Origin of the sequence: Dickeya oryzae (assembly GCF_009372235.1) — a bacterium.
Lineage (GTDB): Bacteria > Pseudomonadota > Gammaproteobacteria > Enterobacterales > Enterobacteriaceae > Dickeya > Dickeya oryzae.
This window is the reverse complement of sequence record NZ_ML762922.1, coordinates 232636-247122: the sequence shown is the minus strand read 5'-3', so window position 1 is coordinate 247122 and position 14487 is coordinate 232636. Positions and strand designations below refer to the sequence as shown.

13 protein-coding genes are annotated in these 14487 nt (G+C 52.5%); 8 read left to right on the top strand and 5 right to left on the bottom strand.

Annotated elements, in window-relative coordinates; all coding sequences use genetic code 11:
- Nucleotides 1-16: 16 nt before the first annotated feature.
- Nucleotides 17-895 (bottom strand): NAD(+) kinase, encoded by an 879-nt coding sequence (gene nadK / locus FAZ14_RS08500; RefSeq protein WP_016942310.1) that lies wholly within the window; start codon nucleotides 893-895, stop codon nucleotides 17-19.
- 150 nt (nucleotides 896-1045) lie between these two features.
- Here nadK and grpE point away from each other — a divergent pair, with 150 nt between their 5' ends.
- From grpE to nudK, 3 genes are all read left to right on the top strand, one after another.
- Nucleotides 1046-1633, top strand: a complete 588-nt coding sequence (gene grpE, locus FAZ14_RS08495; protein WP_016942309.1) for a nucleotide exchange factor GrpE — start codon at nucleotides 1046-1048, stop codon at nucleotides 1631-1633.
- Nucleotides 1634-1958: 325 nt separating this feature from the next.
- Nucleotides 1959-3194, top strand: coding sequence for an Nramp family divalent metal transporter (locus FAZ14_RS08490; RefSeq protein ID WP_016942308.1), 1236 nt, complete (start codon nucleotides 1959-1961; stop codon nucleotides 3192-3194).
- 178 nt (nucleotides 3195-3372) lie between these two features.
- Nucleotides 3373-3957 carry a GDP-mannose pyrophosphatase NudK gene (gene nudK / locus FAZ14_RS08485; RefSeq protein ID WP_016942307.1) on the top strand — a complete coding sequence of 195 codons (585 nt, stop codon included), beginning with the start codon at nucleotides 3373-3375 and terminating at the stop codon, nucleotides 3955-3957.
- Between the two features lie 68 nt (nucleotides 3958-4025).
- On the opposite strand, the gene tal is transcribed toward nudK, so the two are convergent.
- Entirely contained in the window at nucleotides 4026-4976 is a 951-nt protein-coding gene (tal, locus tag FAZ14_RS08480) for a transaldolase (RefSeq protein ID WP_016942306.1), read from the bottom strand.
- 428 nt (nucleotides 4977-5404) lie between these two features.
- On the opposite strand from tal, the gene maeB reads away from it, so the two are divergent.
- Complete coding sequence (gene maeB, locus FAZ14_RS08475) at nucleotides 5405-7684, top strand: NADP-dependent oxaloacetate-decarboxylating malate dehydrogenase (RefSeq protein ID WP_153508350.1); 2280 nt, start codon at nucleotides 5405-5407, stop codon at nucleotides 7682-7684.
- 54 nt (nucleotides 7685-7738) lie between these two features.
- On the opposite strand, the gene FAZ14_RS08470 is transcribed toward maeB, so the two are convergent.
- Both FAZ14_RS08470 and hemF read right to left on the bottom strand, forming a co-directional pair.
- Nucleotides 7739-8188, bottom strand: a complete 450-nt coding sequence (locus FAZ14_RS08470) for a YaiI/YqxD family protein (RefSeq protein ID WP_016942304.1) — start codon at nucleotides 8186-8188, stop codon at nucleotides 7739-7741.
- Entirely contained in the window at nucleotides 8185-9123 is a 939-nt protein-coding gene (gene hemF, locus FAZ14_RS08465) for an oxygen-dependent coproporphyrinogen oxidase (protein ID WP_016942303.1), read from the bottom strand. The genes FAZ14_RS08470 and hemF overlap by 4 nt, the downstream gene beginning before the upstream one ends.
- 221 nt (nucleotides 9124-9344) lie before the next feature.
- Here hemF and FAZ14_RS08460 point away from each other — a divergent pair, with 221 nt between their 5' ends.
- The 4 genes from FAZ14_RS08460 (at nucleotide 9345) to FAZ14_RS08445 (ending at nucleotide 13203) form a co-directional block, all read left to right on the top strand.
- Nucleotides 9345-9770, top strand: a complete 426-nt coding sequence (locus FAZ14_RS08460) for a GNAT family acetyltransferase (RefSeq protein WP_016942301.1) — start codon at nucleotides 9345-9347, stop codon at nucleotides 9768-9770.
- Nucleotides 9771-9982: 212 nt separating this feature from the next.
- Nucleotides 9983-10573: an RpoE-regulated lipoprotein gene (locus tag FAZ14_RS08455; protein WP_153508349.1), complete on the top strand. Its 591-nt coding sequence runs from the start codon at nucleotides 9983-9985 to the stop codon at nucleotides 10571-10573.
- A gap of 232 nt (nucleotides 10574-10805) precedes the next feature.
- The gene (locus FAZ14_RS08450; protein WP_153508348.1) at nucleotides 10806-11162 is read left to right on the top strand and encodes an Aca2/YdiL-like domain-containing protein; all 357 of its coding nucleotides are present in this window, start codon (nucleotides 10806-10808) and stop codon (nucleotides 11160-11162) included.
- Nucleotides 11163-11973: 811 nt separating this feature from the next.
- Nucleotides 11974-13203, top strand: a complete 1230-nt coding sequence (locus tag FAZ14_RS08445) for an MFS transporter (RefSeq protein WP_153508347.1) — start codon at nucleotides 11974-11976, stop codon at nucleotides 13201-13203.
- Between the two features lie 59 nt (nucleotides 13204-13262).
- On the opposite strand, the gene FAZ14_RS08440 is transcribed toward FAZ14_RS08445, so the two are convergent.
- Nucleotides 13263-14165 (bottom strand): LysR family transcriptional regulator, encoded by a 903-nt coding sequence (locus FAZ14_RS08440; RefSeq protein WP_016942297.1) that lies wholly within the window; start codon nucleotides 14163-14165, stop codon nucleotides 13263-13265.
- Nucleotides 14166-14487 lie beyond the last annotated feature (322 nt).

The window sequence follows — 14487 nt, the reverse complement described above, 5'->3', positions numbered from 1 at the left end:
GAGGCAATCGCCACTTTCAGAATAATTTTTTAGACCAGCCGAGCTTACTGCTTAATGTATTGAAATAGCTATAATTTTCTGGATGAATCAGATTCAGGTGGTACTGACTGCGCTGGATGACGACCTCTTCACCTTCCTGAACTGGCAGCGCAATTTGGCTGTCGCAACTGATTTCCAGATCCTGGGTGATGTGGGAAAACTTCAGCCGAATGGCACTGCTGCTGTTGATCACCAACGGCCTTGCCGACAGGGTGTGTGGGAACATCGGCACCAGCGCTATCGCATCCAGTGATGGGGTCAGGATGGGGCCACCGCCAGATAACGAATATGCCGTGGAGCCGGTGGGGGTTGAAATAATCAAGCCATCGGAACGTTGGGAAAAGGCGAACTTGTCGTCAATATAGACTTCAAATTCAATCATATGTGCCACTTTGCCCGGGTGTAGCACCACTTCATTGATAGCGGTGCTACTGCTGTTGGGATGATTTGCGCGGCACACCTGTGCTTCCAGCATGAAACGCTGTTCGCGGATGTAACGCCCGGCGAGCACCTCGCTGAGTTGCTGCTGGGTGTGGTCCGGGTCGAGGTCGGTGAGGAAACCGAGATTGCCACGGTTGACGCCAATGACGTTGATATCGTAGCGCGACAGCACCCGCGCTGCGCCCAGCATGTTGCCATCACCGCCGACCACCACCGCCAGATCAGCCTGCTGACCAATTTCCGACAGGCTGCCGGTGGCGGCCTCCGTCAACTGCAATTCACGGGCGATCTGTTGTTCGAGCACGACCTTGTATCCTTGCGCGCGCAGCCAGTGATACAGCATTTCATGGGTGGTCAATGCATGTGGGTGACGTGGATGACCTACAATACCAATGCAGTTAAACGCTCTGTTCATTTGGGTGGTTTGTCCTCATAGGCGCACCGGCAGCTCACGGTTTTCGGACCGGTAATCAGACCAATATGTGAGTGGTTCCCTTGAAACCCCGGTTTTGATCCCCATAATAAGCGAACTAGCGAGATGAATGCGAAAAACGCGGAGAATTTCATGAGTAGTAAAGAACAGAAGTCGCCTGACGAGCAAGTCTTGGATCAAAAGGAAGCAGCGCAAGGTCAGCAAGCGGATGCCGTGCCAGAGACGACGGATGTCGCTGACCCGCGTGAAGAGCGTATCGCCGAGCTGGAAGCGCAACTGAGCGAGCTTCAGCAACGTGAACGTGAAAACGCATTACGTGCCCGTGCCGAGATGGAGAATGTCCGTCGTCGTGCCGAGCTGGACGTGGAAAAAGCGCATAAATTCGCTCTGGAGAAGTTTGCCGGAGAAATGCTGCCAGTGATTGATAACCTGGAGCGTGCGCTGGAAATGGCGGATAAGTCGAACGAAGCACTGTCCGGCATGATTGAAGGGGTTGAGCTGACGCTAAAAGCGATGCTTTCTGCGGTGAGCAAGTTCGGCATCGAGGTGGTGGCTGAGGTGAACGTGCCGTTTAATCCGGACGTACACCAGGCGATGACTCTGCTCGAATCCGCCGATCATGAACCAAACCATGTCATGATGGTGATGCAAAAAGGCTATACCCTGAACGGTCGTTTGTTGCGTCCGGCGATGGTCGCTGTGTCTAAAGCAAAAGAGTAACGTCTGTTCGTGCTCCGGGAAGCGGCCAACGGCGTCTTCCCGGGGTTTCTGTGTTACGGTTTCTTCCCTCGTTTTCCTTCCCGCTTTTCTCCCCACGTTCCCCCGTGCCATGTTGTGAAACAAATTCGTTAGTCCGTTATTCATTGTTCGTTTTTGTGTTTATATTTTGTTAATCTTTATGTGTTAAAACCGGTGTTACTTGCCGGGTAGATGCATCATTATCATTACCTATCAGAGCAATCATTTCTTTCATTCTAAATGCACTTGATAATCATTATCAACTTTGCGACAGTAGCAAAACAATAGCATTAGAAGGGTTACTCATATGCCGGGGAGTCGTGTAGTGGAATCAGTCAGCCGAACGTCAAGAAAGCTCAAACTTTCGCTGATGGGGCCGGCCTTTATCGCGGCGATCGGTTATATCGATCCCGGTAATTTCGCCACCAATATTCAGGCGGGTGCTGCTTACGGGTACCAGCTGTTGTGGGTGGTGGTATGGGCTAACCTGATGGCGATGTTAATCCAGTTGCTTTCTGCCAAACTGGGGATCGCGACCGGCAAGAATCTGGCGGAGCATATTCGCGATCGTTTTCCTAAACCTGTGGTCTGGGCGTACTGGATACAAGCCGAGATCATCGCGATGGCGACGGATCTCGCCGAGTTTATCGGTGCGGCTATCGGCTTTAAGTTGCTGCTTGGCGTGTCGTTGCTGGAAGGCGCTATCCTGACCGGGATTGCCACCTTTCTGATTTTGATGTTGCAAAAACGCGGGCAGAAGCCGCTGGAGATGGTGATCGGCGGGTTACTGATGTTCGTCGCCGCAGCCTACATCGTTGAATTGATTTTCTCTCGTCCTGAACTGGCATCGCTGGCAAAAGGCATGGTGGTGCCAAGTTTGCCGAGTTCCGATGCGGTATTACTGGCGGCCGGTGTGCTGGGTGCTACCATCATGCCGCATGTTATCTATCTGCATTCGTCGCTGACGCAGCAGCAAAGTCACATCACCCGTGCTGAACGTTATTCCGCCACCAAGGTGGATGTCGCGGTGGCGATGACTATCGCCGGGTTTGTCAATCTGGCCATGATGGCGACAGCAGCGGCGGCATTTCACTTTAGCGGAAACACCTCGATTGCAGAGCTGGATCAGGCGTATCTGACGCTCAAACCCCTGTTAGGGCAGGCGGCAGCAACCATTTTTGGTCTGAGTCTGGTGGTGGCTGGTCTGTCTTCTACCGTGGTGGGAACCCTGGCCGGTCAGGTGGTGATGCAAGGCTTTGTGCGCTTCCGTATTCCATTGTGGGTTCGCCGTGTGGTGACCATGCTGCCGTCCTTTGTCGTAATTCTGTGCGGTATGGATCCGACCCGGGTGCTGGTATTAAGCCAGGTGCTGTTGAGCTTCGGTATTGCACTGGCGCTGATCCCACTGTTGGTGTTTACCGGTAACCGCGATTTGATGGGAAACCTGGTCAACAGTCGCCGGGTGCAGAATACGGGTAAAGTGATCGTGTGTATGGTGGTTGCGCTCAACCTGTATCTGGTTGTGGATACGTTGCTGGGATAATGCCCGCCGGTTCTTCATTCATTGCGTTTCCATCCATTATGTTTTCTATTGCGCCTCCGTGTGTCGGGGGCGTTTTGTTTTTATGTGTCTGACTTTTTGCTTTCACCGGATGATCACGTGCAATTGGGTGATGCCCGGCCTATTATCTGAAGCTGATTTTTGATACCGGGATACCATTATGTCTGCGCCGATTACTATCGTTGAGAAGAAGCTGCTATCCGACCACTGGTTCGTTTTGCATAAATACGTGTTTGATTTGAAGAGAAAAAACGGTGGCACGGTGCGTCAGATCCGGGAAGTGTACGACCGTGGTAATGGCGCGACTATTTTGCTGTATAACTGGGCTAAAGGCACCGTTGTGCTAACCCGTCAGTTCCGTATGCCGACCTATCTGAACGGTAATGAAAGCGGGATGTTGCTGGAGGCCTGCGCAGGCCTGCTGGACGATCAATCGCCGGAGCAGTGCATCCGTAATGAGGCTATCGAAGAAACCGGCTACCGGATTGGCCAGGTGGAAAAGTTGTTTGAAGCCTATATGTCGCCGGGTGGTGTCACCGAGCTGCTGCACTTCTTTGCGGCGGAATATGACGATACGCAAAAACGGGCTTCAGGCGGTGGTGTGGAAGACGAAGATATCGAAGTGCTGGAGTTGCCATTCAGTGAAGCGATGGCGATGGTCAAAGATGGCCGTATTAAGGATGGCAAAACCATCATGTTGTTGCAGTACGCACAGATTAACGGCTGGTTCGCCAGCACCCGCTAACCTTAGGGAATGGTCAATCTCGCTATCCGGGGCCGACAGGCCCCGTGTCGTTTGGTGATTCTGCGGGCTTATAGCTGGGCGGCGAGCAGATCTTCCAGTTTCTGCTGGTCTGCGGCAAACAGGCGAATACCCTCAGAGAGTTTTTCTACCGCCATAGGATCCTGATTATGCTGCCAGCGGAATTCGGTTTCCGACAGTGGCGCTGGCTGATGGAAGCCTTCGGTTGACGGACTGAGTCGGCGTTCTACCGGCGCGGTGCTGTTTTTCAACTGTTCCAGCAACGCCGGGGCGATGGTCAGACGGTCGCATCCGGCCAATGCCAGGATTTGTTCTACCTTGCGGAAACTGGCCCCCATCACGATAGTGCGGTAGCGGTGCTGTTTGTAGTACTCGTAAATACGTCGTACGGACAGTACGCCAGGATCCTGTTCGGCATTGTAGTCGGCAGAAGGCTGTCTGGCCTGATACCAATCGTAAATACGACCGACAAACGGCGAAATCAGATAGACACCCGCCTCGGCACACGCGCGAGCCTGAGCAAATGAGAACAGCAGCGTCAGGTTGCAGTTTATCCCTTCTTTTTCTAGCTCTTCGGCGGCGGAGATCCCTTCCCAGGTGGCGGCCAGCTTAATCAGAATACGCGAACGATGGATGTCCTTTTCCTCATACATCGCGATCAGTTTGCGGGCTTTCGCCACACACATGCCGCGATCAAACGACAAGCGGGCATCGACTTCGGTGGAGACTCGCCCAGGAATGCTATTGAGAATTTCCGTCCCGATGTTGACTGCCAGGCGGTCGCTGGCGTTGATGAGTTGTGTCTCTTTCGAGCCGCCTTGCTGGCGGGCATACGCCAGTGCATCGGCAAAGAGTGATTGATATGCGGGCAGGCTGGCGGCTTTCAGAATGAGTGAGGGGTTAGTGGTAGCGTCCTGCGGTGAAAAGTGGCGAATCGATTCGATATCGCCGCTGTCTGCCACTACCACAGTGAATTGTTTCAATGCGTCTAGCTGGTTCATGGCTTAGCTCCCTGAAGATAAATTTGGCGGAATCACACTGCAGGATTCTGTGGTGGAATGACATGCGTTTTTTCTGATTGCGCAGCCATCGGCAGAGCTGACCCCGTCATGCCGTAACACGGGCTAAGCATAGCTAATCTGTACGCCATCTGTCGTCGGGTTGGATAAATTGAGGGGTAAGTGGCGTTTTTTCTGGCATTTTCTGCTTTTTTTGCCCGGCGCATCACGCGGGGTTATCGCGGATATGCGCGTTGTCACAGGTTGTAGGGAGGTATGCTACTGAGTGATTTTCACTCTCATTAATTAACTATATTAAGCGGTATTCCGGCGCGGATTTTGTAATGCTTCATGGTTTCGCAAATGACAGACACGATAGACTGGGTAGCCCACTACCCTACAAACAAAGCAAGAAGACAAGGTAATTAGCTATGGATGAACAACTCAAGCAAAGCGCACTGGACTTCCATCAATATCCGGTGCCGGGAAAAATCCAGGTCTCCCCGACGAAGCCGTTGGCAACTCAGCGCGACCTGGCGCTGGCCTACTCACCGGGCGTTGCTGCGCCTTGTCTGGAAATTGCGCAAGACCCACTGGCCGCTTACAAATACACCGCTCGCGGTAATCTGGTGGCGGTGATCTCCAACGGTACCGCCGTGCTGGGGCTGGGTAATATCGGCGCACTGGCCGGTAAACCGGTGATGGAAGGTAAAGGGGTACTGTTCAAGAAGTTCTCCGGCGTCGATGTATTTGATATCGAAGTGGATGAGCAGGATCCTGACAAGCTGATCGATGTGATCGCCGCACTGGAGCCGACTTTCGGTGGTATCAACCTCGAAGACATCAAGGCCCCGGAATGCTTCTATATCGAGCAGAAGCTACGCGAGCGCATGAAGATTCCGGTATTCCACGACGACCAACACGGCACAGCTATCATTTGTACCGCAGCGGTACTCAACGGGTTGCGCGTGGTAGAAAAACAGATTGCCGATGTCCGGCTGGTGGTTTCCGGCGCGGGTGCGGCATCGATTGCCTGCCTCAATCTGCTGGTGGCGTTGGGCCTGAAACGTGAAAACATCGTGGTGTGTGATTCCCGCGGTGTTATCTACAAGGGCCGTGAAGCCAATATGGCGGAAACCAAAGCGGCCTATGCGATTGACGACAATGGCAGCCGGTCACTGGCGGATGTTATCCCGAACGCGGATATTTTCCTCGGTTGTTCTGGCCCGGGCGTGCTGACTCAGGACATGGTGAAAACCATGGCTCCGCGCCCGCTGATCATGGCGCTGGCGAATCCGGAACCGGAAATTCTGCCGCCGCTGGTAAAAGAAGTGCGCCCGGACGCTATCGTCTGTACTGGCCGTTCTGACTACCCGAATCAGGTTAACAACGTACTGTGCTTCCCGTTTATTTTCCGTGGCGCGCTGGACGTTGGGGCGACCACCATCAACGAAGAGATGAAGCTGGCCTGCGTGCATGCCATTGCAGACCTGGCGCTGGCGGAGCAGAGCGATGTGGTTGCGTCTGCCTATGGCGATCAGGATCTCTCTTTCGGGCCGGAATATCTGATCCCGAAACCGTTTGATCCACGCCTTATCATCAAGATTGCACCGGCGGTAGCGAAAGCGGCGATGGACTCCGGCGTGGCAACCCGTCCGATTGAAAACTTCGATGATTACATCGAGAAGCTGACGCAGTTCGTCTACAAAACCAACCTGTTCATGAAGCCGGTCTTCGCTCAGGCTCGTACCCAGCCAAAACGTGTGGTACTGGCGGAAGGGGAAGACCCGCGTGTGCTGCATGCAACGCAGGAACTGGTGTCGCTGGGGCTGGCATTCCCGGTACTGATCGGTCGCCCCAGTGTTATCGAAAAACGTATTCAGAAACTGGGCTTGCAGATAGCCATTGGTAAAGACTTCGAAGTGGTCAATAACGAGTCCGACCCACGTTTCAAAGCCTATTGGACTGAATATTTCGAGATGATGAAGCGCCGTGGTGTGTCTCAGGAACAGGCGCAGCGTGATATGCGTGCTAACCCGACGCTGATTGGCTCTATCATGGTCCATCGCGGTGAAGCGGACGCGATGATCTGCGGGACGGTCGGTAATTACGAAGAGCATTTCGGTGTGGTAGAGAAAGTGTTCGGCTACCGTGACGGTGTGCATGTGGCGGGCGCGATGAACGCGTTGCTGTTGCCGAGCGGTAACACCTTTATCGCCGATACCTACGTCAACCCGGATCCGACACCAGAGCAACTGGCGGAAATTACGCTGATGGCCGCCGACACGGTACGCCGTTTTGGTATTGAGCCTAAAGTGGCCTTGCTGTCGCATTCCAGCTTCGGCACCTCTGATTCGCCGACGGCGAAGAAAATGCGTGCGACGCTGGAACTGGTGAACAAGATGGCGCCGGAGTTGCAGATCGATGGTGAAATGCACGGCGATGCCGCGCTGGTGGAAGCCATTCGTCGTGAACAGATGCCGAATAGCCCGCTGAAAGGGGCGGCTAATATTCTGATCATGCCGAACATGGAAGCTGCGCGTATCAGCTATAACCTGCTGCGTGTTTCTTCTTCCGAAGGCGTGACCGTCGGGCCGGTACTGATGGGCGTGGCGAAACCGGTACATATCCTGACACCGATTGCCTCTGTTCGTCGTATCGTCAATATGGTCGCACTGGCTGTTGTGGAAGCACAGACCGCACCGCTGTAATCGTCCTGATTACTGCGAGAACAACGAAACCGGCAGGGTGACCTGCCGGTTTTTTTACGCCTGTTGGCGTAACCACTTCTCCAGTTCGTTGGCGAACTGTTGGCGGTCACGCTGGTTGAGTGCCGCCGGGCCACCGGTCTGCACGCCGCTGGCGCGCAGCGTATCCATGAAATCCCGCATGGTCAGCCGCTCACGGATGGTATCCGCGGTGTAGCGCTCGCCACGTGGATTGAGGGCGATAGCCTGCTTTGCCAGCACTTCAGCAGCAAGCGGAATATCGGCGGTGATCACCAGATCACCAGGCTGAACACGACGCACAATTTCGTTATCCGCAACATCAAACCCGGCGGCCACGCGCAGGCTGTGGATGTGTGGTGACGGCGGCGTTCTGAGCGGCTGGTTGGCCACCAGTGTCAGCCGGGTCGAGGTACGATCGGCTGCACGGTATAACACTTCTTTAATGACGTTAGGGCACGCGTCGGCATCGACCCAGATGGCACTCATCCGTGTGACTCCGGCGATGTTGCGACACTAAGCCAGTCGCGAGCGGGTAAAAAGTCCCGGTACAGCGAGGCTTCCGGGCTGTCTGGCTCGGGTTGGTACTGGTATTCCCAGCGTACCAGCGGCGGCATCGACATCAGAATAGATTCGGTACGGCCACCACTTTGCAGGCCGAACAAGGTCCCCCGGTCCCATACCAGATTAAATTCCACATAACGGCCCCGGCGGTAAAGCTGGAACTGACGCTCCCGCTCGCCCCACGGGATATCTTTGCGGCGATTGACGATAGGCAGATAGGCGTGCTGGAACCCTTCACCGACTGCGCGCATGAAAGCAAAGCTGGTGTCGAAATCCGGCGTGTTGAGGTCATCAAAGAACAGACCACCGATACCACGCGCTTCGTTACGGTGTTTGAGGAAAAAGTAATCATCACACCATTTCTTGTAACGCGGATAAACGTCATCGCCAAATGGCTGGCACAAGTCAAACGCGGTCTGGTGCCAGTGGACGGCGTCTTCTTCGAAACCGTAGAACGGGGTGAGATCAAACCCGCCGCCAAACCACCATACCGCCGGTTCACCCGGTTTTTCGGCGATGAAAAAGCGGACATTGGCGTGACTGGTTGGCACATAAGGGTTAAGCGGGTGGATGACCAGCGACACGCCCATCGCCTGGAAACTGCGTCCTGCCAGCTCGGGACGATGGGTGCTGGCAGAGGGTGGCAGCGATGCACCTGAGACGTGAGAAAAATTCACTCCAGCTTGTTCAAATACGCGCCCCTGACGCAGAACACGGCTACGCCCACCGCCGCCGGAGGCATGCTGCCAGGCGTCTTCCATAAAGCTGGCGGTACCGTCCGCCAGTTCCAGTTGTCGGCACAGGGTGTCTTGCAAACCGAGCAGAAAATGCTTGATAGCGTTGGTGTCCGGTGAACTCATAATGTCCCTTATCATGATAGTGAAAGGCAGTGAGGGCGGATTTCCTGCCCGGGCTGATTCTGGCCTTAGTATATCGGACTTCGCCACGTCGCCCATTACCGAAAATGTCGCTGGCGTGAATTATCAGCCTGCGGTTGAAAAGTGTATGACGGAGATATTGCGTCTGCGATGAATCGCGGGATAATCAGGAATAACCGATTGACTCTAGATGGCGAGCAGCAATGGAAATCCGCATATTCAGGCAAGATGACTTTGAAGAAGTGATCACCCTTTGGGAGCGTTGTGATTTGCTGCGTCCCTGGAACGATCCGGAAATGGATATTGAGCGTAAGCTCAACCATGACCCCGACCTGTTTCTGGTGGCGGAAGTGGGCGGTGAGGTCGTGGGTTCCGTGATGGGCGGCTACGATGGGCATCGCGGTTCTGCCTACTATCTGGGGGTGCATCCTGATTACCGTGGCCGTGGTATCGCCAATGCGTTGATCAGCCGTTTGGAGAAAAAACTGATCGCACGTGGTTGCCCGAAGATTCACCTGATGGTGCGCCAGAACAACACCGCCGTCATCAGCATGTATGAAAAGATGAATTACGACCTGGTCGATAGTATTACGTTGGGTAAGCGTTTGATTGAAGATCAGGAGTATTGATTATCCCCACCTTATCACCTCGTACGGCAGCTTTCCTGGCGTCAGATTTTCCTCGTTGTGCCGAACAATGGTAATCTTGGCGCCATTGTGCGCGCCGTGAATAAACCCGCGCGAATATTTACGGCACTTTTTGCCGGGGGTGGACTCCAACAGCCAGCACTATCAGGGCTGACGACTGTGGGTCGGCACCGTTTTATGTTGAGGAGTCGAGTGTGACAAAAGTGCGTCCGTTGTTTCTGGCTTTCCCGCTGTTGCTGGCAGGGTGCAGCACCCTGTCTGGTTTTTCCTGGTCCAGTCTGTCGCCGTTCAACTGGTTTGGTCACCGCTTGACGGTGTCGGACGCGGGTGTGGGTGATATTAATGCCTCTACTCCCATGCTGGAGTCTGCTCTGGATAAGGCGTTGGATGGCGACTATCGCCTGCGTGGCGGTATGGAAACCCGTAACGGCAAACTGGTTTCTATCTATGAAGCGCTTAAGGATGACAGCGTCAAACTGGAAATCAGCGGCGCGCCAAAAGGCCAGGTAAAACAGGTGACCGTGACGGATAAAGCTATCGCCAGCGAGTGGGGCGTAAAAATCGGTGATGAGTTCAGCTCACTGTATAGCAAAGCGTTTGGCGTTTGTCAGCCGGGACAAGGCGCGGATGCTCGCAGTGTGGAGTGTGTGGCACCGCAGGGTAAACACGTGAGTTACCTGTTTTCTGGCGACTGGAATGGCCCTGAAGGGTTGATGCCGTCCGACGATATTCTTAAAAACTGGAAAGTCACGAAGATTGTCTGGCATGCGCAGGGCCGGGAATAAGGTATCTGCGTGCTTTATTACGGTATAAACCGGAGCAATATTGCTCCGGCTTATATCCCGAATCGTTATTTGAAACCTCACTATCTTGCACGCCACTGTCTTGTCTCTTGAAATATGACGAGAGATAGCCACACTATTTTCTTCGGGATAGTGTGATAATGATCATACCGCCTTAAGAATGAAGGTGATATTTAATTCCTCTCTCACCCTGGTAATTTCGGAGTCATGCATCATGAATCATCTTGAACTACTGGCAATGCGCCAGCTTTTTCTATTGAGTGTGGATGAGGCTGCATACTATATTGCTAACGATGGGAATACCGAACAGTGGGTTATGTGGGAACGGGGAGAACAGGAAATACCTGTATTGATTGTTGAGCAGTTTGAATCAATGAATCAGGAGAGAAAGCGGAGAATTAGCGCAATAATTGAAAAAATAAATAACCGCATTGGCAATAACACCATGCGTTCCTTTACCGATTTTAATGATTTCCTTTCTGTTTATCCCGATGGCGATTTCCTGGAGTGGAAAGTGTATCAATCTGTCGCCAATGAGCTTTATTCGCGTGATCTGGAACGATTGTGTTAATGGCTAACACCTATGTCGATATTGCCAGACATAGCGCCATTGCGCGCCAGATACAGGCGTAGCGCGGGTGCCTGTAGGTGAAGGCATTGGTAGAGCATCGGTGTAGTTCGGTATAGAGCGGTGCAGTTCGGTGTAGTTCTGTATAGCCCGATATAATCTGGTGTGGTCAGCCTGTGTTGGTCAGACATCCGGTTTTGTCTCGTGAATGGAATTGGGCCATCGGAAAAATATGTAAACCATTATTATGAGGAAAGACTGATTGGCAAGAGAAACGGGTATTCCCCCCTTTTTTATAAGAAAACATACAATCTTGCATTTTATTTTATGACCGACAGGGTAATGCGCAGATTCATAATGAAAAGCATGGGCAGATACCCTTTCTTTGCTGCCAATACGTAAGGGTGTTGTCTGTTAATAGTTAAGGAGGGGGTATAGCCAAAAATGCGATTAAATAACGATTGAAATGTTGCATTTGTGTTTTTATTTGTATGAGTAAATTCGAATAATTCATTTTTTTATGTGCAGTGGTTCATGAAATTTCACTATAGAAAGAATCTATGAATTGTGACTGAAAAAGGAATTATTTATTTTGAGAATGAATTGATAGCATGAAAAAGGTATGGAATACCTGAAATTAAATGTGCCTTATGGGCAGACAAGACCGTAGGCTTTTTTGTCTGCATGACGCCAGGTGATGTGCCATGAGAAGGCTGCGCTCTCTCTGTATCATACCCATTGATGAATGGGTATCCGGGGAGAATAAGGACATGCCGCTTAATGACAGCATCCTTTTCTGAACCGAAGGTCCCGTATGAAAAATCCCTATATACCAACGGCATTTGGCTTGTACCTCAATTATCTGGTACATGGCATGGGCGTTATCCTGATGAGCTTGAACATGCACCATCTGGAACAGCAATGGCACACCGATGCCGCTGGGGTATCTGTGGTCATTTCTTCGTTGGGGATTGGTCGGTTAAGCCTGTTAATGATTGCCGGTACGCTGTCCGATAGATTTGGTCGTAAGCCTTTTATCTATCTTGGTATCGCATGCTATCTGGTGTTTTTCCTGGGCATCCTCGGCACGACCAATATTATCCTGGCTTACTGCTTTGGGTTACTGGCTGGCGTGGCCAACAGTTTTCTGGATTCCGGGACTTATCCGTCACTGATGGAGGCGTTTCCCAACAGTCCGGGTACCGCCAATATCCTGATCAAAGCGTTTGTCTCCGGTGGGCAGTTTCTTCTGCCGTTGGTGATAAGTGTACTGGTGTGGGCTAATCTTTGGTTCGGCTGGTCGTTCCTGCTGGCGGCAAGCATCATGATGTTAAATGCAGTGTGCCTGTTCCGGTATCCGTTTCCGCCGCATCACCCGCAAACCGATAAGGCCAAACGGGCCGACGCCCAGATTAAGCCAGTGCTGGCGGAGCAAGAACACCATGCCTGTGCCATGCTGGATCTCGCCAGTTTTACCTTCTACGGTTACATCGCTATGGCAACGTTCTACCTGATCAGTCAATGGTTGTCGCAGTACGGGCAGTTTGTGGCGGGCATGCCTTATGAAATGGCAATCAAGTTGCTGAGTCTCTACACCATCGGTTCGCTGTCTGGCGTGGTGATTATCGCGGGACTGGCGAGGAACGGTACCCATTCGAGTCTGGTGCTGATAGGTTGCACCTTCCTGTCTTTCATCGCGTTGTTGGTGGTGTGCCTGTATCCCAGTGTTAAGGTGGTGGTCGTGTTTGCCTTTGTGATCGGTTTTTCTGCGGCGGGAGGGGTGTTACAACTGGGGTTAACGCTGATGGCGCGGCGTTTTCCCAATGCCAAAGGGAAAGCCACCGCCATTTATTACAGCGCGGGGAGTCTGGCGACCTTTACGATTCCGTTGGTCACTGCCCGGTTGTCGCAACTCAGCATCGCCAGCATTATGTGGTTTGACGTTGGCCTGGCGGCGGCTGGTTTTCTGACCGCACTGTTTATTGGCTACCGCGATATGGAAGCCCGTCGCTGTTCCATCAGCATGAATCAGATTGGTGCCTGAGGCCCGCCGGGAGGTTACGGCCACTTTCGTTTATTTCAGTTCTCTGACGTCGGACACCGTCATGCCAATGCTATCGACGGGCAGGTGCTTAGGATGAACTGCTTAAAAGATTCCGCTGCTGGCGACAGCGTCCGTTCTTTGTGTGTCGCCAGATAGACGTAGCGCGTCTGGCCTGGATTGCGAATTTTCATCACCTGTACGTTGGAGTGCGACAGTGTGCTGATACGTGGCATGATCGCGATACCGTAGTTGATGCTAACCAGGCCCACCATCGCCGTATCCTCCTCCACATAGCAGGCAATTTCTGGGATCAGTTTTTTCTGCATGAAGATTTTGTCGATAAACTGCCGCAGCCCGCTTTTCTGGGAGAAAAAGATGAACGGATAGGCGATGGCGTCTTCCAGATCGATTTCACTGCGATGGCGTTGCGCCAGTGGGTGGTCGCGTGAGGTCACCAGCACCAGTTCCTGAGTGATCACCGGGATAAATTCAATGTCTGACTCGTCTGGAATATGGGAGCACAGCGCCATGTCAAATTTATCTTCCTTGAGATCCTGCACGATCGACAGTGTGGTGCCCTGAAAAAAAGCGAAGCGTTTATGCGTATTTTCTGGAATATGAATAAAACGATCGATCAATTGCGGCACCACGGTTTCCCCCATGGTGTAAATAAACGCCAGATTGATGATTTCATCGTGGGGCGCGCACATTTTCCTCAGCGCCGTGCGGCCATTTTCCAATTCAAGCAGCGCACCTTCGACATAGGGTAAAAAGAGTTTCCCGCTCTGGGTAATTCGCACGTTGCGCCCATGCCGTTCAAACAGAGCGACCCCCAGTTCTTTTTCCAGCTCAGAGATGGCATGGCTCAACGAGGGTTGGGTAATGTTCAGGCTGGATGCCGCTTCCGTGTAGTGCTGTTTTTCTGCCAGTCGTTTGAAATAATGTAGTTGTTTTAAGTTCATTCGGGTTCTCGTCAGATCAATGAAGCGCCTATCCCTGCCGGTGGTACTACCGTATTGGTTACGAGCGTAGCCTAACGATACGGTTGATAATACCCACATACCGCAAATATATGAGAATCAGATTATCTGTGGGATTTATGTCATGGTGTACACGGGTATGACCGTAAAAACGAGGCCGCTTTGTCCTGTTTGCAACATTATTATGGTGAACTGCAAAATAGCATGTCTTTTTGAATATGAAATACAGGAGGAAAAGGTAAATAGGGTGTTACTTGAGAGCGGCTCTGTTATCTCTCGCCTCGTGAAGTCGAAGAGGGAGAGA

Excerpts from the sequence above, each read along its gene's own strand:
- nadK (WP_016942310.1), bottom strand. The coding sequence starts at position 895 with ATGAACAGAGCGTTTAACTGCATTGGTATTGTAGGTCATCCACGTCAC.
- grpE (WP_016942309.1), top strand. The coding sequence starts at position 1,046 with ATGAGTAGTAAAGAACAGAAGTCGCCTGACGAGCAAGTCTTGGATCAA.
- FAZ14_RS08490 (WP_016942308.1), top strand. The coding sequence starts at position 1,959 with ATGCCGGGGAGTCGTGTAGTGGAATCAGTCAGCCGAACGTCAAGAAAG.
- nudK (WP_016942307.1), top strand. The coding sequence starts at position 3,373 with ATGTCTGCGCCGATTACTATCGTTGAGAAGAAGCTGCTATCCGACCAC.
- tal (WP_016942306.1), bottom strand. The coding sequence starts at position 4,976 with ATGAACCAGCTAGACGCATTGAAACAATTCACTGTGGTAGTGGCAGAC.
- maeB (WP_153508350.1), top strand. The coding sequence starts at position 5,405 with ATGGATGAACAACTCAAGCAAAGCGCACTGGACTTCCATCAATATCCG.
- FAZ14_RS08470 (WP_016942304.1), bottom strand. The coding sequence starts at position 8,188 with ATGAGTGCCATCTGGGTCGATGCCGACGCGTGCCCTAACGTCATTAAA.
- hemF (WP_016942303.1), bottom strand. The coding sequence starts at position 9,123 with ATGAGTTCACCGGACACCAACGCTATCAAGCATTTTCTGCTCGGTTTG.
- FAZ14_RS08460 (WP_016942301.1), top strand. The coding sequence starts at position 9,345 with ATGGAAATCCGCATATTCAGGCAAGATGACTTTGAAGAAGTGATCACC.
- FAZ14_RS08450 (WP_153508348.1), top strand. The coding sequence starts at position 10,806 with ATGAATCATCTTGAACTACTGGCAATGCGCCAGCTTTTTCTATTGAGT.
- FAZ14_RS08445 (WP_153508347.1), top strand. The coding sequence starts at position 11,974 with ATGAAAAATCCCTATATACCAACGGCATTTGGCTTGTACCTCAATTAT.
- FAZ14_RS08440 (WP_016942297.1), bottom strand. The coding sequence starts at position 14,165 with ATGAACTTAAAACAACTACATTATTTCAAACGACTGGCAGAAAAACAG.